Raw genomic sequence first — 20545 nt, 5'->3', positions numbered from 1 at the left:
CTACTGCATCCTCCGGATGCATTGAACGGCAACCGCATCCACGCATGGCGTGGATCTACTGTGCGGGGACTTCGCGGTGACGGGTAGATCCACGCCATGCGTGGATGCGTTCCCCGCGATCGCGCGGCAAACAGAAAGGCCGCCCGAAGGCGGCCTTTCTGCGTGGCAACGTCGCGAAGACGTCAGTGCATCATGTGCACGTTCATGTTGTGCATGACCCACAGGGTACCGACCACGATGATGCCGATCACCACCACGGTGAAGGCCGCAGCGTTGACGTTCCAGCGGCTCTCCGACGAGCGGTCCAGGTGCAGGAAGAACACCAGGTGGACCAGCATCTGCAGCACCGCGGTGATGGCGATCACCACACCGTTGACGGTGCGCGAGAAATCGCCCGACATCACCATGTAGAACGGGATGACGGTCAGCACCACCGCCAGCACGAAGCCGATCAGGTACGACTTCACGGTGCCGTGGCTTTCGCCGCCGGCGGCGTGGTCGTGTGCATGGTTGTCATGTGCCATTACAGCGCTCCATTGAGGTAGACGACGGAGAACACGCCGATCCAGATCAGGTCCAGGAAGTGCCAGAACAGGCTCAGGCACGCCATGCGGGTCTTGTTGGTCGGGGTCAGGCCGTACTTCTTCAGCTGCACGAACATCACCAGCAGCCACAGCAGGCCGGCGCTGACGTGCAGGCCGTGGGTGCCGACCAGGGCGAAGAACGCCGACAGGAAGGCACTGCGGTCCGGACCGTAACCCTGATGGATCAGGTGCTGGAACTCATAGACTTCCATGCACATGAAGCCAAAGCCCAGCAGCCAGGTGATGCCCAGCCACAGGAACATCTGACCGACCTGCTTGCGGTGCATGGCGATCATGCCCAGGCCGAAGGTCAGCGACGAGGTCAGCAGCAGCGCGGTTTCCCACGCCACGAACGGCAGCTCGAACAGGTCCTTCGCGCCGGGGCCACCATCGGTGCCGCCGGCCAGCACCACGTAGGTGGCAAACAGCGAGGCGAAGATGAGGCAGTCGCTCATCAGGTACACCCAGAAACCGAAGACGGTGTTGCCGCCGGTGTCGTGGTGCTCGTGGTCGTCATGGCCATGGGCCGCCGCGTGTGCGGCGTGCCCGTGGTTCACGGTGGAGGTATTGGTGCTCATGCCTTCAGCTCCGACTTCACCAGGCCCTGGGCTTCCAGGTGCTTGCGGTGTTCGTTCTCGATGCGTTCCACCTCGGCAGCCGGGACCCAGTAGTCCACGTCCTGGTCGAAGGTGCGGTAGATGAACGTGGCGATCATGCCGACGAAGCCGATGATGGCCAGCCACCAGATGTGCCAGATCATCGCAAAGCCGAACACCATGCTGAAGGCGCCGATGACAACGCCGGTGCCGGTGTTGCGCGGCATGTGGATGTCGGTGTACTTGGCCGGCTTCGGCCAGGCTTCACCACGCTGCTTGCGCTCCCAGAAATCGTCCAGCTCGGTGACTTCCGGCAAGGTGCCGAAGTTGTAGAAAGCCGGCGGCGAAGAGGTTTCCCACTCCAGCGTACGGGCATCCCACGGGTCGCCGGTGAGGTCGGCAGTCTTCTTGCGGTCGCGGATCGACACGGCCACCTGGATGATCTGGCACAGGATGCCGGCACCCACGATGAAGGCGCCCACAGCGGCCACCAGCAGGAACGGCTCGTAGGCCGGGTTGACGGTGCTCTGCAGACGACGGGTCATGCCCATGAAGCCCAGCACGTACATCGGCATGAAGGTCACATAGAAGCCGATGAACCAGCACCAGAACGCGCACTTGCCCCAGAACTCGTTGAGGCGGAAGCCGAACATCTTCGGCCACCAGTAGGTGATGCCGGCGAACATGCCGAACACCACGCCGCCGATGATGACGTTGTGGAAGTGGGCGATCAGGAACAGGCTGTTGTGCAGCACGAAGTCGATGGCCGGGATCGCCAGCATCACGCCGGTCATGCCGCCGATGGTGAAGGTGACCATGAAGCCGATGGTCCACAGCACGGGCGTGGTGAACTGCACGCGACCGCGGAACATGGTGAACAGCCAGTTGAAGATCTTCACGCCGGTGGGGATGGAGATGATCATCGTCGTGATGCCGAAGAAGGCATTGACGTTGGCACCCGAGCCCATGGTGAAGAAGTGGTGCAGCCACACGATGAACGACAGCACGCCGATGCAGGCGGTGGCGTAGACCATGCCCTTGTAACCGAACAGGGCCTTGCGCGAGAAGGTCGCGATGACCTCGGAGAACACGCCGAAGGCCGGCAGCACCAGGATATAGACTTCCGGGTGACCCCAGATCCAGATCAGGTTGATGTACAGCATGGCGTTGCCGCCACCGTCATTGGTGAAGAAGTGCGTACCCAGGTAACGGTCCAGGGTCAGCAGCACCAGGGTGATGGTCAGCACCGGGAAGGCGGCGACGATCAGCACGTTGGTCACCAGCGCGGTCCAGGTGAAGACCGGCATCTGCATGAGCTTCATGCTCGGGGTGCGCATCTTGAGGATGGTGATGAAGAAGTTGATACCACTCAACGTGGTACCCAGACCCGCCACCTGTAGTCCCCATATGTAGTAGTCCATACCTACATTGTTGCTGTACTCGATGCCCGACAATGGCGGGAAGGCCAGCCAGCCGGTGGCGGCGAATTCACCGATCCACAGCGACAGCATGATCAGCACCGCACCGGACACGAACAGCCAGAAGCTGAGCGAGTTGACGAACGGGAACGCGACGTCGCGCGCACCGATCTGCAGCGGCACGGCCAGGTTCATCAGGCCGGTGATCAGCGGCATCGCCACGAAGAAGATCATGATCACGCCGTGGGCGGTGAAGATCTGGTCGTAGTGGTGCGGCGGCAGGTAACCCTCGGACCCGCCGACGGCGATGGCCTGCTGGGTACGCATCATGATCGCGTCGGAGAAACCGCGCAGCAGCATGACGAAGGCGACGATGATGTACATCACGCCGATCTTCTTGTGGTCCACCGAGGTGAACCACTCCTTCCACAGATAGCCCCACAGCTTGAACTTGGTGATCAGGGCCATGACGCCCAGGCCACCCAGCACCGCACCGACCAGGGTGGTCAGCACGATTGGATCGTGGGGGATCGACTCAAGAGAGAGTTTTCCCAACATGTTCATTCTCCCGAACCCATGTGGCCTTCATGGCCAGCGTGTTCGTGTTCTTCGGTGGCATCCAGGTTCTTCCCGGATTCCTTGGCATCATGCGCGTCGCTCGGGGCGTGCCCCTCGTGCGCTTCATGGCTGGACGCATCGGCAGCAGCCGCACCCGCATGGGCATGCTTCATGCCGTAGTGCTTGTTGTCGCCCATGTGCTTGGCGATGACCCAGTCGAACAGGCTGTCTTCAACCTTGCCGAAGTAGGTGACCGGGTACCACTCGGAATTCTTCGCTTCGCCCAGCGCCTTGAACGAGGTCTTGTCCAGGGTCTGCTCGCCGGCACGGACCTGGTCCAGCCACTGGCGGTACTGCGCATCGGTGACCGAGTAGGCAGTGAAATGCATCTTGGCGAAGCCTGCACCGCTGTAGTGCGAGGACATGCCCGGGAATTCACCCAGTTCGTTGGCGATCAGGTGGAGCTTGGTCTCCATCGCCGCCATCGAGTAGATCATGCTGCCCAGGTGCGGGATGAAGAACGCATTCATCACCGTATCGGAGGTGATCTCGAAGTTCAGCGGGGTGTTGACCGGGAACTTGATCTCGTTGACGACCGCGACCTTCTCTTCCGGATAGATGAACAGCCACTTCCAGTCCAGCGAGATCGCCTGGATGGTGACCGGCTTGACGTCCGATTCCAGGGGCTTGTACGGATCCAGCGCGTGCGAGGACCGCCAGGTCAGCACCGCCAGGACCAGCACGATCATGCAGGGGATCGACCACACCACCACCTCGATCGCCGTCGAGTGGGACCACTTCGGCTCGTAACGGGCCTTGGTGTTGGAGGCGCGATACTTCCACGCGAAGGTCAGGGTCATGATGATGACCGGGATGACGACCAGCAGCATGAGCACGGTGGCCGTGATCAGCAGTGTCTTTTCATCCTGGCCGATCTGGCCCTTCGGACTGAGGATGGCCACGGCATCGCAGCCGGTGAGCATCACCAGCAATGCGAGCAGCAAGCCCGGGCGCAACCAGCGCCCAAGGGTTTTCAACGGAATCATCGGTCGATCCAATTGCGAGGGAATGCCGTTCCCCGTCCTGCCCGCACCGGCCAAAGCCGGGCCCACCCGTCCAGAAGACAGGCAGGTAAGGTGGGGTCGAGTCAGCCCTTCAATTTTAGGCCGTCACCCACCATTTAAGAAAGGCATTGACAATGATCAGGCGCAGGAAAGGCCCGGATCTGGCTGCGACACGTTGTCGCACCGCGCGATTGTGGCGGGCAGAACGCGCGGGGACGGCAGCGTAGCATCGGCCACGGCGACAACGAGGCGCCTCGTTCGGCACAGTCGACTGAACAGGTTCAGCAAGTCTTGAGCTCCCTTTCTTCGAGGAACCCGGCATGGACAGACCCTTCAGCGTTGAACGCATCGACCATGTGGTGCTGCGGGTGCGCGAGCTGGCCCGCAGCGAAGCCTTCTATGCCCAGGTGTTGGGGTGCGTGGCGGTACGGCGGCGCGAGCACCTGGGCCTGGTGCACCTGCGTGCGGGTGCGTCGATGATCGATCTGATCAGTCTGGACGGCACGCTCGGTCGCCACGGCGGTAGCGGGCCGGGCAGCGAAGGTCGCAACGTCGACCACCTGTGCCTGCGCGTCGAACCCTTCGACGAAACCGCGCTGGTCGCCCACCTGGCCGCCCACGGCGTGCCGGTGCTGGCGCCGGCCGAGGTCAACTTCGGCGCCGAGGGAGATGGCTTGTCGTTGTACTTCAAGGATCCGGACGGCAACACGGTGGAACTGAAGGGGCCTGCCAACGGAGCCGCGCAATGACCCGGTCTGCCGCGGCGCCGGCAAAGATCGACTTCAAGACGCAGGACAAGGCGCTGTACCGGCCATCGGTCGGCTCGTTCGTGCGGATCGAGGTGCCGCCGATGTCCTTCGTGATGGTCGATGGCCAGGGTGATCCGAACCAGGCGCCGGCCTATCGCAATGCGGTCGAGTGGCTGTACTCGGTCAGCTACGCACTGAAGTTTGCGATGAAGGCCGAAGGACGGGATTACGTGGTGCCGCCGCTGGAGGGACTGTGGTGGGCCGACGACCCGTCCAGCTTCGTGGCACGGCGCAAGCACGCGTGGCGCTGGACGATGATGATCCGCACGCCGCTGGACGTCGGCGTTCCGCGTTTCAACGAAGCGGTGGCCAAGGCATCGAACAAGCGCGGTACCGCGCCGCAAAGCCTGCGCCTGGCACTTTACGAGGAAGGCCTGTGCCTGCAGACGCTGCATGTAGGCGCCTACGATGACGAGGGCCCGACACTGGCCGAACTGCATGAACGGATCATGCCGGCACAGGGGCTGACCTTCGCCGGGCCGCATCATGAGATCTACCTGGGCGACCCACGCAAGGTAGAGCCTGCTCGCCTGAAAACGGTGCTGCGGCAACCGGTGCGGGCGCTGTGACGGCCGGGCCTCGGGCTGCTCCGTCAGCCGCCCTGGAACTGCACCGGGAGACGCAGGGTGATCTGCTTGACCGTGGTCACCGGCCGCCGGGGGGTGACGTGCCATTGGAGTGCAGCCTCACGGGCGGCGCGATCCAGCGCAGGATGTCCGCTGCTGCGGTCCACGGTCACATCGAGTACGCGCCCCTCGGCTGACAGGGTGATCAGCAGCTCGACGCTGCCTTCCAGCACCGTCTCCCCGTCACCACGCGGATAACGCGGGGGATGCCGGCGCGTCATCGCCGCCAACTGCGCGCCCAGCGCCTGCTCGGGATCCAGCTGCTGCGGCGGCGGGTCCATGGCCGTCGGCGAAGGTGCGTCCACGGTCACCGCCGGCGGTGTGCCGGCGACAGGCGCTTTGAACACGACCGTCACCTGCCTGCGCTCGCCGCCTGTGGGCACCTTCGACGCGCTGAGCCAGGTGCGTGCGCCCCGGCGCGCGGCCTCATCCAGCACGGCGTTGCCACTACTGCTTTCAATCAGCACCGAGGTAACCACGCCGCTCTGCCAGACATCCACCTGCAGGGTCACCATGCTGTCGGCCTGCACAGGCGCGCGCAGCGGGATGCCGTGGCGCAGGTCCTTGAACCCGGCAGCAGGCAGGTCGACCAGCACCTGCCCATACTCGGCCGGTGGCGACGACGGCGGCAGCGGTGGCGACGTACGCAGCGCCAGGCCCTTGCGATCGACCAGCATCCCCGCTGGCGGCATCGCGCGTTGCGCCTGCCTGACGGTGTCCGCTTTCGAGGTTGCCGGCGGTGAAGGCTCCGAGACTACCGGGCCCGCCGGGTCTGCAGCGGTGCCGGTGGTGTCCTGCGCCTCGCCTTTGCCCGCCTTCGCCTGCCGATCATCATCGCCCAGCAGCAGCGTCGCGCGCGCCTTCAGGATCTCCATGCGGTCTTCGGAGGCGCTGGCCAGCAGCGTCGAGAGCATGAACACGTCGCTGCCAAGCAACAGAGTATTCACGTCGAACCGGGCCGGATCCGCCGAGGCGGTCTTGTCGCTGCGGTCAATCAGTCCCGCAATCACCAGCGCGCCCAGCGCGAGCTCTTCGTCCGTGTCGACCATCGTCGACGCGTAGGCATTCCACAGGCGTTCCTCCAGCGGCGCATAGGCGAACAACACCTCCTGCGTGCCGTGGACGCGCCACAGGCGCTCTTCCAGTGCCGCGTCGCCTTCTCGGTCGAATGGCTTGCGTGGCGACCACCGTGAGCGGATCGCCAGTTCCTGCAGATCCGTCGCCAGCAGGCGCATTGCAACCGACGTACTCGACGGCGAGAGTTTCCACATCTGCTGCAGCAGCTCGATCTGCTTCAGTTCCACCTCACGCGCTTCCTCCGCAGTGAGCCGCTCCACCATCGCGCCCGCGTCGCTGGCCAGGCCCGCCGTCCTCTGCGTGCGGCGTCCGGAGCGGGCGGCAAGCGTCTCGATCGTCTCGTTGTACGCCGCGCGCAGGCGCTCGTACTCCGTGCGGTCTTCGCGCAGCGCCGGGCCATTGCGCGCCCACAGATCCAGCTCCTGCATCAGCGCCTGCGTGCGCGGCAGATCGCCGCGGGCAGCGGCACGCGCGGTTTCGTGCACCTTGTTGAGCATTTCCCGCTCGAAATGACCGCGCGAATACCAGCGCGGAACTGTAGTGCGATCCTCGCCGACCAGTACCGAACTCGGCCCTTGTTGACCGCTTCCTGCGCCCGTAGCGCCATCCCCGGAAATGCCGGTGACAATAAAGACGACGAATGAGAGGAAGCCGAACATCACCGACGCGATCAGATAATCCACGGCCCGGTCCTGCACCGCTACGCGCAGGAATGACAGTACCGACACCGCTCCGCCGATCAGCAGCGCAGCACGCAGTGCCGCCCTGCCATCACTCAACGCGCCGCTCGACAGCACTCGTCCCAGCCAGCCGATCGAGCTGTAGACCAGCACGCCGAGGTCGCCCCAGAACGGCGCCAACCCGATCAGCGCCAGCAGCAGCACGGCCAGTACACCCAGCAGCTTCATGGGCGCTTGCTCATGATCAGCATCGGCACGAACAGGATGAACAGCAGGATCGCGATCGCCAGCATGGCCATCTGCACGGCCAGCCCCACGCCATCCCAGATGCCCGGGTCCACCAGCGCGCTGTAGCGGCGGTAGGCCGGCATGCCCCAGCCCATCACCCAGCCCAGCAGCAGCGTGCCGATCACCGCCATCGTCACCCGCGACATCACCCCGGGAACACCGCTTGCCGCCGACGCCTGCGCACCGACCGGCTGCGCCTGGGCGACGCGCGCGGCGGTGCGTGCGCGCTGCTTGCGGGCCTTGGCCGGTTTCTGCCGCGAGCGAGTCTGCGCCGCGCGTGCGCTGCCGGCCAGCAGTTCAACGCGGGCGCAGGCGGCACAGGGCATGCCGACAAAATGCTGATGGGCGGCATCCTTGCCACACGTCACCAGTTGCCCGGCGTTGCGCCGCGCGTAGTCCAGCAGCAGCGTGGCCCATTCCTGCGCCGAAGGCCGCCGTCGCGCCTGCGTCGAGAACGCACGATCAAACATGTCGCGCACTGCCGGGGGGAACATCTCATGCCCACTGACCGGCGAGGGCAGCATCCGCGGATGCGGCTTGCCGCGCGCATACGGGTACAGGTTGGCGGCGATACGCGCCGGCAGGTCACTGGGCACCGTCGCCCCCTGCGGCCGGCCCGCATACGGATGCAGGCCGGAATTGAGCAGCTGGAACACCATCACCGCCAACGCGAAGCGATCCTGCGCCTCCTCCTGGCCCGGTTTCACCCCTGGCTGCTGGAACTCAGGCGCCAGATAATCGGTGGTGACCTGCCCGGCCGGGAAGCGCTCGCCCTTGCCCTGGATGCTGAAACCATCGCAATCGAGCATCGCGATGAACAAGGTGCTGCGATAGAACCGCACGTTCAGCGGCTTCAGGTCGACCACATAGTGCTGCCGCCGGTGCAGCGCAGCCAGCATCACCGCCAGGTTGGCAGCCAGGGTCATCTTCGCGCCCAGGCCGGTGGGCAGGCCCTCGGCGCGCGCCTGCCGCTCCTGCAGCACATGCTCCAGGTCGCTGGTGGCCGACAGATCCAGGATCGGCATGGTGAAGCCGATGAAACGCCCACCGCCGTCCCGCAGCAGGGTCAGCGGCCAGGCAATCTGTACCTGGTCGGCGCCCTGCCCCTCCATCGGCGGCAGGTCCGGCTGCAGCTCCAGCATCGCCTGCAGCTTGCGCTCGTAGACGCGCGCATCCTTGTCCGAGTGGTAGAGCTTGGCCACTTCGCGCGGCCGCTCATTGAGGGTGAACACACTGCCCGCACCGCCACTCTTGAGCAGCCGCTCCAGGGTCAGCGGCCTGCGCTGTGCGTCGTAGACCTTTTCGCCGCTGCGCCCGGGCATGTGCTCAGGCCGGCAGCGCAACCAGCAACGTTTTGTCGTCGCCGGTGATCTGATCGGTGCGCGGGTCGGCCAGCGTCGCGTGCAACGCCTGGCTGCCGTGGGTCTCATCGACGCCGGCCAGATAACGGATCACCGGTGCGATGAACGGTTGGAACAGGCTGTCGCCCGCGCGCGACATCGCAAACGGCTGCACGCCATCGGACATCAGCACCAGCGCGTCGATCGCCCCTTCGAAGCGGGTCAGCCGCAGCTGCTCGCGCCAGTTGCCACCGGTCACGAACCACGTTTCGTTGGCGTACTCGCCGTTGGCGGGCAGTGACACGGCATCGGGCGATTCATTGCTGAAGGCGCAGGCGGCGACGCCGTCGCCGACATGGAAGAACCAGCCGCCATCACGTGTAGCGACCGCCCCAACCAGCGTGCAGGCATGGTCGGAGAGCTTCAGGCCCTGGCTCAGCGCAAGCATCGCCAGCTGACCGCGCGCATCGTCGACAGCGGTTTCGATGATGGTGCGCAACGCATCCACCGGTAGTGCCAATGGATCTGCCCCGAGCTGGGCAGATCCGGTAACCGACGCCGCCACGCTGCTGGATACATGCCGGGCGCCCACATCGCTGTGCGATGCGGAGCCTGCACCATCGCAGACCACCGCGACCAATGTCTGCCCCACCTGCACCGACGCATAGGCGTCCTGGCAGGGCTGCCCGCGGTCCAGATGGGACCGTCCCGTGGCCGATGCGGCCATCACGCGCCAGGCCATGGTCAGACCGGCACTTGCGACCAGCTGTCGGTGGCCGGCAGCTGCACCTGGCCACCGGGCGTCGAATTGGAGACCACCCGCATGCTCGCGCTCAGCCACAGGAACAGTTCCTTGAACTGCAGGCCCTGCAAGCGCTTCACGCCGCGCTCGCCATTGCGGCTGAACTGGCCCAGCACGCTCATGTCGGCATTGCCGACGGCGATCGGGAACACCGCCACCTTGTTCTGCTGCTCGGCCTCGCGGCACTGCTCAGCCACCGCTTCCCAGGCGTCCGTGGGCTGGCCGTCGGACATCAGGAACAACCACGGCCGCGTGTAGGCGACGCCAGCCTGGCGGAAGCGCGCCTTCTCGTCTTCGATTTCCTGCAGCGCCAGTTCCACCGCCGCACCGGTCGGCGTGGTGCCGTTGGCCGACAGCGTGGGCGCGGTGAAATCCATCGCGTCGCACCAATCACCACTGATGGCCGCGTTGTCCATGCCACCGTATTCAACCAGCAGCACACGCACGCGCTTGGCCGCGATCACATCGGCCTTCAGCTCCTGCTCCAACAGTTTCAGGCCCGCGTTCAACTGCTCGATGGGGCCACCGCTCATGCTGCCGGAGCAGTCCAGCACCAGGATCAGCGGCGTGCGCTGTTCACTGTTGTCGACCAGGGAAACATCGGGAATTGCGGCAATGGACATGATGGGAAGCCTCCGTGCGGGTGAACCGGTGCAGGTGACCTGCGGGGACGATTATAGGGGGAGCTGGAGGCCCAGGGGACGAGGTCTCACGGGGAGCCGTGCCGGCCAGACAAAAAGCTCCGACCTGGGCCGGGGCTTGTCATGCAACTGGTGCCGGAAACAGAAGTCGAACCTGCGAGCTGCTCTTCGCAAGTCGCCAGACACCACCGATCGCCAGAATGGAATCAGGCGGTGCAACACATGGATGTCGCAATCGATTCATTCGAAGTGGGGGCAGCAGTGCAATTTGGACCAGATTGTGAATTTAATGAAGATGGCAAGCAACAACAGAAAAATACACCGAAAAATTCGAAAACCTAGCCATCACCACTTCTTTCATCATGTTGAATCGAGGATTCCTCATAGTCCAGCCCCCCTCTCTCCGCATACATATCCAGAAGATCAACGATATTCCAATAATTCACTCTCGGCGGCACGTCGATCGAAAAAAAAGTTGCAACATGACTCAACTCCGTAGAGCACCCAAGCCCTTCAACTCTACTCCGCACTTCGGATACCAACTCACTCAAGTATGATATTACGCGAATCGTTGAATGCCCACCGGGAGTTTTTACACTATCAAATACTAGATCGCCATTGATCTCAGTCGCACAAACAACATCGCCGCAACTAATAAGCCGAGCATAAAATGGCACGCTATCGATGAGGTACCCTTCAGGCTGAGGAAGAGCCCACAGACCCTCCCACTCAGCAGGGGGATATCCATCCTGCTGCAGCAATCAAAACGCAATTTTTACGTACTCGTCTTTGGTCATGGCGTTCGATCTTTAGGAGGAACCCAGTCAACTTTATTGCTCTTGTCAATATGTGACGCTGCCTACCGGACTTGGCGTTCTCCGCCTGGATCGTCAGCATCTTTGCTTCCCAGTTGATGTCAGCCCAGCTCATCGACAACAGCTCACCACGTCTCATACCGGTATTAATGGCTGTAAGAACCACCGGGGTCAGGTGATCGACGTACCCGTCCATCGGCAAATCAGGCAGGACCGCTTGCCGATACCTGCGGCGAGCCGCATTGACATTTGCCCTCCCCTCAACCCCGGCCAGGTCGCGCGCTGCCAGTGCAGTCCGGAGCATCGCTTCTTCATCTGGCGACAGGAACCGAACCACCTTGCGGCTAGCTGCTGATCGCTGACGCATGCCCATCAGGGGGTTCGTCTCGATCAGCTTCCACTCAACGGCCCGGGACAAGGCAGACCGCAGGCAAGCAAAGTCGCGCGCTGCGGTAGCCTTTGTGACGGCGTCAGGGCCAGTGACACGACCGCGCCACCATCGCTCCATTGTGGGCACGTCAATCTCTATGATCTGACGGCGCAACAACCACGGGAACACTGATCGGATGCGGTCCGGGTACTGACGACCGCCCTTGAGCTCAGCTATCGCCCACGGCTCGAAATGCTCGTTGAGCAGTGTTTCGAGCGTGCAAGTAGTGGGCTTGGACTTTGCGAGCGCAGGCAATCCCGACTGAACGTATTCAGCGACCGCTTGCCGGGCTTGGACGCGGGCTTGATCAAGTGACAGATGTTCCACCGAACCCAAGGTACGACGCTTACCGTGCGCCCAGGTCACGATCCAAGCTTTATGACCGGAGGGCTGCACTCGCAAGATCAGGCCGCGAACCTGAGCATCCCGGAGCTCGTAGGGGCGATCCTTGCGTTCAGCTGTAAGAACAATGCGTTTGGTAAGGGTGGATGACATCAGGCATCCTGTCCGTAAGTGGCGATAAGGCCAACTTAGGACAGGATGCGAGGCGGTGTTTGGATAAGGATCGTCCGCAGTGAATAGCCCCGCCACATGTAGCCGCCAATTCAGTCACCAATTGATTTGAAAATCGATTAAATTCGAACAGACCTACAGGTTTTACGGTACGTATACCAAAACCACCTCGTATCGATATCCATCACCAACTTCGTACACGTGAGCCTGAAGCACTAGATCACTTCGCCCCTCCTCTTCTGTGTAAAGATCAACCAGAACATTCCAAAAATCTCCATACCAGATGCAGACGGAAGAGTTCCAGGACTCATCTGGCAGCCTTTTCAAGTGTGCGCCATACGCGCGAATGCTCTCTAGCGCGCTTGCCCACACATCTGGGGCCTGAAGGGTCACCTGCGGTAGCGATGGTTCGCCCCCTTGAATCAGAGCATCGACGATGGCTGCGAGCGTGGGCCGCCAAGCTTGCGGCACCGCAATCTCGTTCTCACCATCTTTAGCTATGGTCGTCTCATTCATTGTTAATCTCTCCCGTGCAATTGCTTGTGGCAGTCCAAACAGACCTCGGCATGATTGGAGGATGTTGTAGGACCACCGTCGGCGTGTCGCTCGACATGATGCCCGGCGGAATTGCTCCGATCAATTGACGTCCCGCAACCCGTCGCGCACTTTCCACCTTGTTCAGCTCGCTTGGATTCTCGTGCGGAATCAGTGAACAACCGCTGTGGGTCTCGTTGTGCTACTGGAACTGCCCCCGGCCCCGTGGGTGGTTTTGGAAGATCTCCAACCATCTTGCCCGCGTCGCCAAGCTTTTCAGCTGTGCGCGCACCGTCAACAGCCTTATCAAGTCCCCTGGCGGCCTTGATTGCCGTACCCGCGCCTCCGGGAACAAAGGGCACTGCAGCTGCCGTCGCATCAATCGCCACACCGATTGAGTCGACAATACCCGCCCCCACATTACCTTGGCTAAAGTTCGAGTAGGCACTCGTCGCGCCCATCGCAATGTTCGCAACGTCCCATACGGTCTCGACAATGCGTCCATCAGGATCTTTGAACTTGTACGGATTTCCATTTGCATACCGGTACCGATTGAACTGTTCAACCGGTTTCTGATACGCAGTCACCGGATCCACAGACAGAAACACACCCAGCTGCGGATCCATGTACCGCTGCTGCATGTAACTCAGCCCGGTAGCCGAGTCGCTCACATGCCCGGTATACCCCGGCCCGTCCGTGACCTGACCTCCAACTACGGCTCCGTAGGGCTCGTAGTCATAGCGCTTGATCACGTTGCCATTGGCATCGCTCTCGGCAACAACCGAACCGAGGGCATCGGTATGGATGTATGTGACAGTCGTCTGGGCCTGAACCTGCCCAGTGAGCAGCAGGGCGGCAATCATGAGTTGCTGCCATGTCCCTCGGATCAACCCGACAACCCTTGACGCAGAATTCATGGAAATGCGCCCTGCCAACCCACCAGCGCATTGGCTTGCCCGTACCATTACAGCCATGGGTCGCCCCCCTCCGGTTGTACAGTTTTCCCTTGGCTGCAGTGGCCATCCAAGCAATTACGCACCGTGTACGCCCACGAGCACGTTGCAAAAACCATTTCGTTCCCAGCCACGCGCACGCCGAAGTCATCCTCGATCGTGGAATAGCTAGCCCCCTCAGAACCATTCCAGGTGACTCTGCAACCACCCTTTATATACTCGGCATAGGCCCAGGAAGGAGGGTCGGGAAGAGCAAATGTGTTGGCCTCCGTAGACCAGGGGCCACACGCCCCTCCGTTGCAGGCCTGAACACGGAACGTATGTGCTCCCGGATACACCGACAATTCGACCCTATTCATTGCCCCTCGGGCGACTTCCTGCCAGCCACCACCGTTGAAGCGGCGTTGCAGACGATACTCATTGGCAAGGTGAACCTGGGTCCAACTGGGATAGGCGACCCGCCAACCGCTCTCCGCCTCCACGCTCAGCACCGGTGCGGATTGCGGGGTCAACACAACCACGACGGAGATCTCAGCCGACCATCCGCCACAACCCGACGTATTGCACGCACGCGCACGATAGCGATACGTGCCGTTGGGACGTCCAGTCAGATCGACCGAAGTACTGGTGCCACTGGAAACGCTGGACCAACCACCTCCCGCAGACTGCTCCACGTCATAGCTTATGGCAGTTGCCACGGTCGACCAGGACACACGATAGGCACCGGAGTCGGACGATGGAGGCGCCTGCAACGAAGGTGAAGGCGGAGGCAACAGAACCTGGGTGCTTACAGCCGTTGAATATGTGCCACATCCACTGGCATTGCATGCAACGGCGCGATAGGACCAGGTACCAGTGCTTCGTCCTCCAACGGTAAAACTGGATCCCGAGCCTGCATACACCTCGGTCCAAGCAGCACCGCTGTACTGCTCGAGCCTATAGGTCGTTGCGGTCGGCACAGATGTCCAGGTGACAGCAAAACTACCGGTCGCGGAAGAGCCAGGGGCACTAACTGCGGGCGCCCCCGGTGGCAACAGAACCTCGGTGGCAGACACGACCGAGAACGGACCACAACCCGCTGCGTTACAGGCCTGCGTGCGATACGACCAAGTGCCGTTTCCCTTGCCACTGACTGCAAAGCTCCGAGCTTCACCAGTGTATGCGACGGCCCAGCTACCGCCGGCCGATTGCTCCTGCAACGTGTAGGTTGCCGCATCGGCAATCGCCGACCAACTCACGCTGTAGGTGCCGCTGGCTTGTGTAGAGGACAACGCAATGACCGGTGCGACAGCAGGCACGCGCACCATGGTCGTGACCGCCTCAGCAGACCAGGCACTACAGCCGGCCGCATTGCAGGTTCGCACTCGATAGCGATGGATACCGGATGCCAGTCCCTGTTCATTGAATGACAGGGCAGCGCCACTGTAGATCTGCGCCCAGCCTTCGGCAGCAGCGCGTTCAAGCTCGTACCTGGCAGTGCCGGCGATACCCGACCACTGAACTGCCACTACACCATTGATGCTTGTGGTCGGCACGCTGAGCACCGGGGATGATCCCGACGGATGCACCACAGCAACTTTGGCCGGAGCAGACCAAGGACTGCACCCCGCAACATTGCAGGCTTGAATCCTGTAGAAGTGGTCACCCGCCGGGCGCGAAGTGACAGCGAAACTCAGCAGCCCCGCATCGTATATCACCGTATAGGGGCCGGCTGCGGAGCCGGCCTCTTCCAGCGCATAGCGCGTTGCCGCAGCCACAGCACTCCATTCGATGTTGAACGTACCAGACAGGCCAATACCTGGTGCAACCAGCACCGGCGCCGTGGCCGGCTTGAAGATGACATCCGTCTTCACGACGGAACTCCAGGCAGCGCAGGTACTACCATCGCATGCGCGCACGCGATACAGATAGGACCCGGCGGCGCCTACCTGAACGTTTGCGGTGCGGGAGCCGCCACGGTAGACCTGCGCCCAAGTCGCTCCTGCATTGATGGACGCCTGCAGCTCATAGGACACAGCGCCCACGTCCGACCAACCCACACTGAAAGTGCCTGTAGAGTCCATCACAGGAGCAACCAGTACAGGAACCCCCATCATTGCAGGCTGCTCAACCTGTGCGACCAGGCGGCCGCCCACGTACAGATACTCCAGGATCTTTCCATCACGCTGGTTGTATTGCCAACGCAGGACGCCATCATTGCCATAGAGCGAGCGGATTCCACGCTCCTCGGTGTCGATGGCTTGGACACGACGTCCAAAGCCATCATAGTCATAGCGCTCCTTGCCTGCAGCAGCACGCAAGCGATTACCCGCATCGAAGACAAAGGCCTGCCCGTTTCGCGTGCTCAGATTGCCCTGGACGTCGTAGTTCAGCCCTATCACCGTGGCGCCGGCCGCGTTGCGGACATTGGTCAGGCGATTTGACGCGTCGTAAAGATAAGAGTGGTCCGTCACCCCACCACGACTGACCCGGGTCAAGTTGTCGAGCGCGTCATAGCCATACTCAAAGACCCCCGTACCCTCGAATGACGGCGATTGAACTCGTGTCAAGCGATCCAGGCCGTCATAACTCATCGTGCGATTGCGCACAGCGTCGACTGCATCATTGATTGCGTTGACGTTGCCGTTCTGATCGTACTGATACTGCAGACCCTGCACACCTGCGTCATTGATCTGCAGAGGCAGCTGCCGTGCATTCTGTGGCGACGAATGCGCGATGCCATTGGCATAGGTGAAGGACGCCACACTTCCATTGGCGTGATACCTGATCTGCGTTACCTGGTCACCCACTTGGGTGGGCCTTCCCAGCGCATCGGGCGCGTAGTGTACATAGCTGCCGCTCGGATACCGCACGCCTGCAATGTTTCCCATACTGTCGTAGGCGTAGCCAAGGGTCTGCGTCGACCCATTCAGAATTCGCGATTCTTCGCCAACGAGCAGTCGCCGGCGGTTGTACTCGAACATGCTTGTCGCATTCGTTGCTCCCAGTTGATTCTGGGTGGTTACGGACGCCGTCTTTCCGTCAGGCGTATACGTCCAGGACTGGCTGCCATTGTTGTCAGGGAATGCCAGCGTCTTCAGTCGATTACGTGCATCGTAGGTGCGTGTAGCGAGGCGCCCTGATGCCCTTGCTGCCGGCTCGTCACACGCATCGGAAAGGCTAGCCAGACCGGATGCAGACCATGCCAGATTGCCTGCAGCGTCATAACCCATAGCCGTCGCGCCGGTTTCCGGCTCGATGCTCTTGCACAGACGCTGGTCGCCGGAATAGATGAACTTCCGCAGCAGAGAGGTCGCCCCATCGATGCTGTACCGCATTATGCTCAGCGGCTTTCCAAGAACATCCCGACTGATTGCTGTGCGCGCCCCTTCGGGGTGCTCGATCAGCACAGGGTTGTCTTGGGCAGGTGCATCGAAGCTTTCGTATCGCGTGACTGTCACTTGGCCACGGGGGTTCTGGATACGGACGGAGTTGCCACCGCTGTAGCTGACGTAGCTTGTAAGCAAACCGAGCTCACTATCCTGCGACGTGGCCACCAGACGGCCTAACGCATCGAACTCCTGCCACGTACCTGTTGCTGCTGGCAGCGACGCGTGCGGATAGGAAGTGAACAGCGTTCGTCCCTCATGATCAAGGACAGAGCGGACAAATGATTGTGTGCCGGCTACATTACGAGCATCAAAAGCATGGGTCAGCACCGGCCGGAACAACGCATCCAGATAGGTCTCCGACCGGGCGTCACCGGTGGTTACGCTCCGCCGCCAGTGACCTGCAGGAATACCGTTCTCAGCCGCCTGCATGTACTCCAGCGAAATGTTCGTTGGACTCCAGGCAACACTGTCGCCGGATGGCTGGTTGATGCCACTGATGCGCCCCATGATGTCGTAGTCATAGGACGTGGTGAATCCGTTCTCATCAGTAACCGAGCGCAACCAGCCGTGGTCGTCAACTGTGGCCTGCACACTCGCACCGTCCGCGAATTGGATAAGCTGGGGAGAGCCGCGCTTCCACGAGGAGAGACGCGTAGCATTGCCATTGGCGTCGACGTAACGCGACACGGTGCCATCAACATCGTATTCAGTGGTTGAATCAAGGCGACCAAAGGACCAGCTCTGGGACGGGCGCGCAAACGCATCAAAGTCAGTGCGGGAGATCTCCAGACCGGAGTCGACGCTGGTCACCTTGGCAACCTGCCCAAGAATCCAACGGATCCGCTCATCGCGGAATTCAGTCGCGGTGGTACGCGACTCTCCCAGCGAATTGTGGCGTTTCTCGCGCAGGGGACGCGTCAGCGTGTCGAACTGCTCGACGGTGGAGGAAAACACCGTTCCGCCCTCGGTGATCCGCCGCTCACGAAGGGGGCGCCAGGTTTCACTGGCGAACGTATCCTGCCGCCCTTGCGAGCTGATCCCGACCCGGGCCGGAAATGGCTGCGACACAACCTCAGCATTGCTCACATAGATGTCATCAGTGGTTCGCAACGTGCCGCCGTTCTGGCGCACTTCGGTACGCAGCAGCTTTCCCTCGTTTTCCTGAAAATAGATGCCATAGGTCAAGACCGTGGTTGACTGGTCAGGTGCAGTCACCGTGCTGGTCTTGGTTGTCTGGCAGTTTCCGGGCCTGCAGTCAGTGATGGCTTGGGCGCTGGGCGGAGCGTAGTCATAGCGCCAGGTGAGATCCACACCGCTACCAACAATGCGTTTCGCCCTCAACGCCAAGGTATCGAAGCGAATCGGCAACGTACTTGAAATGGTGTCGCCGGGTGGATCAGGTATGAAGTCATTCAGTCCGATCATCGGGAAGAGGCAATCTGATGCAACGCCCGTACGGCCATTGCGGACGGTGCCCAAGGTGAACTCACCTGTGACGCCGGTTGGGTGCGTCATTCGAAGGACGCTCGGCGTGTCCTTCAACACTCGCATCCAAGCACATATCACTCCTTGATCCTGGACAAAGCGCCGCCGCTGCCCCAACGCGTCAGCAACGGACTCTTCTCTAGGGTCATAGATGATCCCCGCCACCTGTGAGTGGTCGTACTTCCATTGGCGACCATCTGGACGCGTAACCTGCAGGAGAATTCCCCACGGGTTGTATTCGTAGTGCCAGGTACGGGTACCCGTTCTGACCTGCGATATCCGGCCTGACGTCCAAGTGATATCGATCCGCCGACCATCGCTTGCTTCGATAAGCGTCAATTGAGAGCCGGACCAGTGATATCTGACCCAGTTTCCCTGACGATCCTCGACGAGGGATGGATACAGGCGTATGCGGTCACGCAGGAACACGTGATCGACCACGACTCCGCCCTGGATCTTCGGCTTGGCGAAGGGCTCCACAGGCGTAACGACCATCCAATCGAAGTGGTACTTGGTTCCGTCTGGGGCGTGTGCAAGAAACCCCTCGCCCGCATGGCCGCTTTTTAGTGTGGGCAAGCACGACAGCGTCCAGTTCTGGGCCGTCAGCCACGGGTACACTCGCCCGTCACTTGGGCCCGCGGGCGAACCGGCTACGCGGAACAGCAGTTCCTGCGGACCCGTAGTAGATGTAAAGAGCTGATTGCCGTGCCACATCTCCCACGAGTCCACGGTTGACATGCCCTGGACACCCACCACCAGAGGTGCGCCCTCCCACGCTTCCACTGGCGAGGAGCAGCGAGCCCAGGGTTGCGCGGTTGTCACGTTCCAGCCCGAGTCATGCTCAAACGTGCCGCCGACGAAGGGGATATCGATGTCCCAATCGCCCATGGGGTGATTGGGGATGCCCTCTCCGGGAACCACGTACTTCCTGCCCAGCGCCACGGGCAAGGCATTGTTTCCGGGGATTGAAACCTCGCTCACCGCAAAGCTGAGCTCGCCGGTATACAGATTCACTGAATCACCGAACAGTTGCGGGCCTTCAGATGTGATCTGTTCGCGAGATTTGATGAGCTTGGAGTATTCCTGCCATGGCTGCGCGGCCATCGCTGGCCCAGCAAGAAGTACGAGCAGGCACAACAACGAACGGCGCGCCGTTCCTTGGAAACGCTTCATATGGTGGATTTCCCTTCGTCCATGACGCGGCCTGCACCACCTGTCACTGCAGGTTGGAGCAGTCTTCAACGCATACCCGCTAGTGCTGATCAACTCCCCAGTTGACCCGCGCGACATGTGTAACACGATTCACAATTCATTCACAAGTGACGGCGATCACGTGCTCACCGAATGAAATTTCAGTCCGGCAAGAACGTTGCTACATGTAGCGTAGGCCAGTGGCCGAGTCACTCACATGCCCGGTATATCCCGGGCCATCCTTAACCTGACCACCTACCACTGCACCGTAGGGCTCATAGTCATATCGCCTAATCGCATTGCCATGGGCATTCGTCTGAGCCACCACCGCCCCCAAAGCGTCGGTGTAGATGTACGTGACCGTCGTCTGGGCAATTGCGGAGGGTGCCAGGCCGAATCCAATCAGCAGCACGCAGCGCGGCCAAGTGCCTAAAGCACCCAGCTTCCGAATTCGACCTTCGATTCCCCTGAAGCGGGTGGACACGCCGCCTGCAGTTCCCCCGAAACTCCCCATCCTTCCAATCCCTGAAAGAGCCTTGAAGCAAGGCCGGGTATTCAGAGCACAGGAAATGGGGATCGAGGAATTTGACGGCCCATTGGGGCCGAATGCGGCCTACAGGTCAGCTATAGCACGAAGAACTAAGTGCCTGGGAAGCCGGAGGGACGAGCGAGCCGCAGGCTCGAAATTCTGGGCTGCCAGCCATGGGCTGGCACTACTGAAGCAGCCGGCCAGCGGCCGGCACTACCAATGGCCGTGCCGGCCAAACAAA

16 protein-coding genes are annotated in these 20545 nt (G+C 61.6%); 3 read left to right on the top strand and 13 right to left on the bottom strand.

Features of this window, described 5'->3' with window-relative positions:
* Positions 1–182: 182 nt before the first annotated feature.
* From cyoD to cyoA, 4 genes are read right to left on the bottom strand one after another with little or no spacing between them, the layout of a single operon-like run.
* Positions 183–524, bottom strand: a complete 342-nt coding sequence (gene cyoD, locus AC13GI_RS00430; protein WP_025873831.1) for a cytochrome o ubiquinol oxidase subunit IV — start codon at positions 522–524, stop codon at positions 183–185.
* Positions 524–1162, bottom strand: a complete 639-nt coding sequence (cyoC, locus tag AC13GI_RS00425) for a cytochrome o ubiquinol oxidase subunit III (RefSeq protein ID WP_099821051.1) — start codon at positions 1160–1162, stop codon at positions 524–526. Before cyoC ends, cyoD begins: the two co-directional genes overlap by 1 nt.
* Entirely contained in the window at positions 1159–3156 is a 1998-nt protein-coding gene (cyoB, locus tag AC13GI_RS00420) for a cytochrome o ubiquinol oxidase subunit I (protein WP_336025919.1), read from the bottom strand. The genes cyoC and cyoB overlap by 4 nt, the downstream gene beginning before the upstream one ends.
* A 2-nt stretch (positions 3157–3158) precedes the next feature.
* Positions 3159–4202: a ubiquinol oxidase subunit II gene (gene cyoA / locus AC13GI_RS00415; protein WP_099821050.1), complete on the bottom strand. Its 1044-nt coding sequence runs from the start codon at positions 4200–4202 to the stop codon at positions 3159–3161.
* A 338-nt stretch (positions 4203–4540) separates the two neighbouring features.
* On the opposite strand from cyoA, the gene AC13GI_RS00410 reads away from it, so the two are divergent.
* Together AC13GI_RS00410 and AC13GI_RS00405 are read left to right on the top strand one after the other, a co-directional pair.
* Positions 4541–4969, top strand: coding sequence for a VOC family protein (locus AC13GI_RS00410; RefSeq protein WP_482995194.1), 429 nt, complete (start codon positions 4541–4543; stop codon positions 4967–4969).
* Positions 4966–5598 (top strand): GyrI-like domain-containing protein, encoded by a 633-nt coding sequence (locus tag AC13GI_RS00405; RefSeq protein ID WP_482995193.1) that lies wholly within the window; start codon positions 4966–4968, stop codon positions 5596–5598. Before AC13GI_RS00410 ends, AC13GI_RS00405 begins: the two co-directional genes overlap by 4 nt.
* Positions 5599–5621: 23 nt before the next feature.
* Here the strand turns inward: AC13GI_RS00405 and AC13GI_RS00400 are convergent, their stop codons facing one another.
* The 4 genes from AC13GI_RS00400 to AC13GI_RS00385 are packed head-to-tail and all read right to left on the bottom strand — an operon-like array spanning position 5622 to position 10465.
* The gene (locus AC13GI_RS00400) at positions 5622–7640 is read right to left on the bottom strand and encodes an energy transducer TonB family protein (RefSeq protein ID WP_482995192.1); all 2019 of its coding nucleotides are present in this window, start codon (positions 7638–7640) and stop codon (positions 5622–5624) included.
* A complete protein-coding gene (locus AC13GI_RS00395) occupies positions 7637–9022 on the bottom strand; it encodes a hypothetical protein (protein ID WP_482995191.1) in 1386 nt (461 codons plus the stop codon). The genes AC13GI_RS00400 and AC13GI_RS00395 overlap by 4 nt, the downstream gene beginning before the upstream one ends.
* A 4-nt stretch (positions 9023–9026) precedes the next feature.
* The gene (locus AC13GI_RS00390) at positions 9027–9782 is read right to left on the bottom strand and encodes a PP2C family serine/threonine-protein phosphatase (RefSeq protein WP_165376574.1); all 756 of its coding nucleotides are present in this window, start codon (positions 9780–9782) and stop codon (positions 9027–9029) included.
* A gap of 2 nt (positions 9783–9784) precedes the next feature.
* The gene (locus tag AC13GI_RS00385; RefSeq protein WP_312704449.1) at positions 9785–10465 is read right to left on the bottom strand and encodes a vWA domain-containing protein; all 681 of its coding nucleotides are present in this window, start codon (positions 10463–10465) and stop codon (positions 9785–9787) included.
* Between the two features lie 141 nt (positions 10466–10606).
* Here AC13GI_RS00385 and AC13GI_RS00380 point away from each other — a divergent pair, with 141 nt between their 5' ends.
* A complete protein-coding gene (locus AC13GI_RS00380) occupies positions 10607–10825 on the top strand; it encodes a hypothetical protein (RefSeq protein ID WP_380655088.1) in 219 nt (72 codons plus the stop codon).
* On the opposite strand, the gene AC13GI_RS00375 is transcribed toward AC13GI_RS00380, so the two are convergent.
* The 5 genes from AC13GI_RS00375 to AC13GI_RS00355 all read right to left on the bottom strand — a co-directional run bounded on the left by AC13GI_RS00375 (position 10822) and on the right by AC13GI_RS00355 (position 19826).
* Positions 10822–11244 carry a DUF4265 domain-containing protein gene (locus AC13GI_RS00375; RefSeq protein WP_482995190.1) on the bottom strand — a complete coding sequence of 141 codons (423 nt, stop codon included), beginning with the start codon at positions 11242–11244 and terminating at the stop codon, positions 10822–10824. The genes AC13GI_RS00380 and AC13GI_RS00375 overlap by 4 nt on opposite strands.
* Positions 11213–12223: an integrase arm-type DNA-binding domain-containing protein gene (locus tag AC13GI_RS00370; RefSeq protein ID WP_482995189.1), complete on the bottom strand. Its 1011-nt coding sequence runs from the start codon at positions 12221–12223 to the stop codon at positions 11213–11215. The genes AC13GI_RS00375 and AC13GI_RS00370 overlap by 32 nt, the downstream gene beginning before the upstream one ends.
* A 162-nt stretch (positions 12224–12385) precedes the next feature.
* Complete coding sequence (locus AC13GI_RS00365; RefSeq protein WP_353098632.1) at positions 12386–12757, bottom strand: DUF7668 domain-containing protein; 372 nt, start codon at positions 12755–12757, stop codon at positions 12386–12388.
* A 2-nt stretch (positions 12758–12759) separates the two neighbouring features.
* Positions 12760–13638: an RHS repeat-associated core domain-containing protein gene (locus tag AC13GI_RS00360; RefSeq protein WP_482995188.1), complete on the bottom strand. Its 879-nt coding sequence runs from the start codon at positions 13636–13638 to the stop codon at positions 12760–12762.
* Positions 13639–13739: 101 nt separating this feature from the next.
* Complete coding sequence (locus tag AC13GI_RS00355) at positions 13740–19826, bottom strand: RHS repeat protein (RefSeq protein WP_482995187.1); 6087 nt, start codon at positions 19824–19826, stop codon at positions 13740–13742.
* Positions 19827–20545 lie beyond the last annotated feature (719 nt).

The sequence above is a fragment of the Stenotrophomonas sp. 82F1 genome, assembly GCF_056861525.1.
Note: the sequence above shows the minus strand (reverse complement) of the source record. Positions and strands in the feature narration are given on the sequence as shown.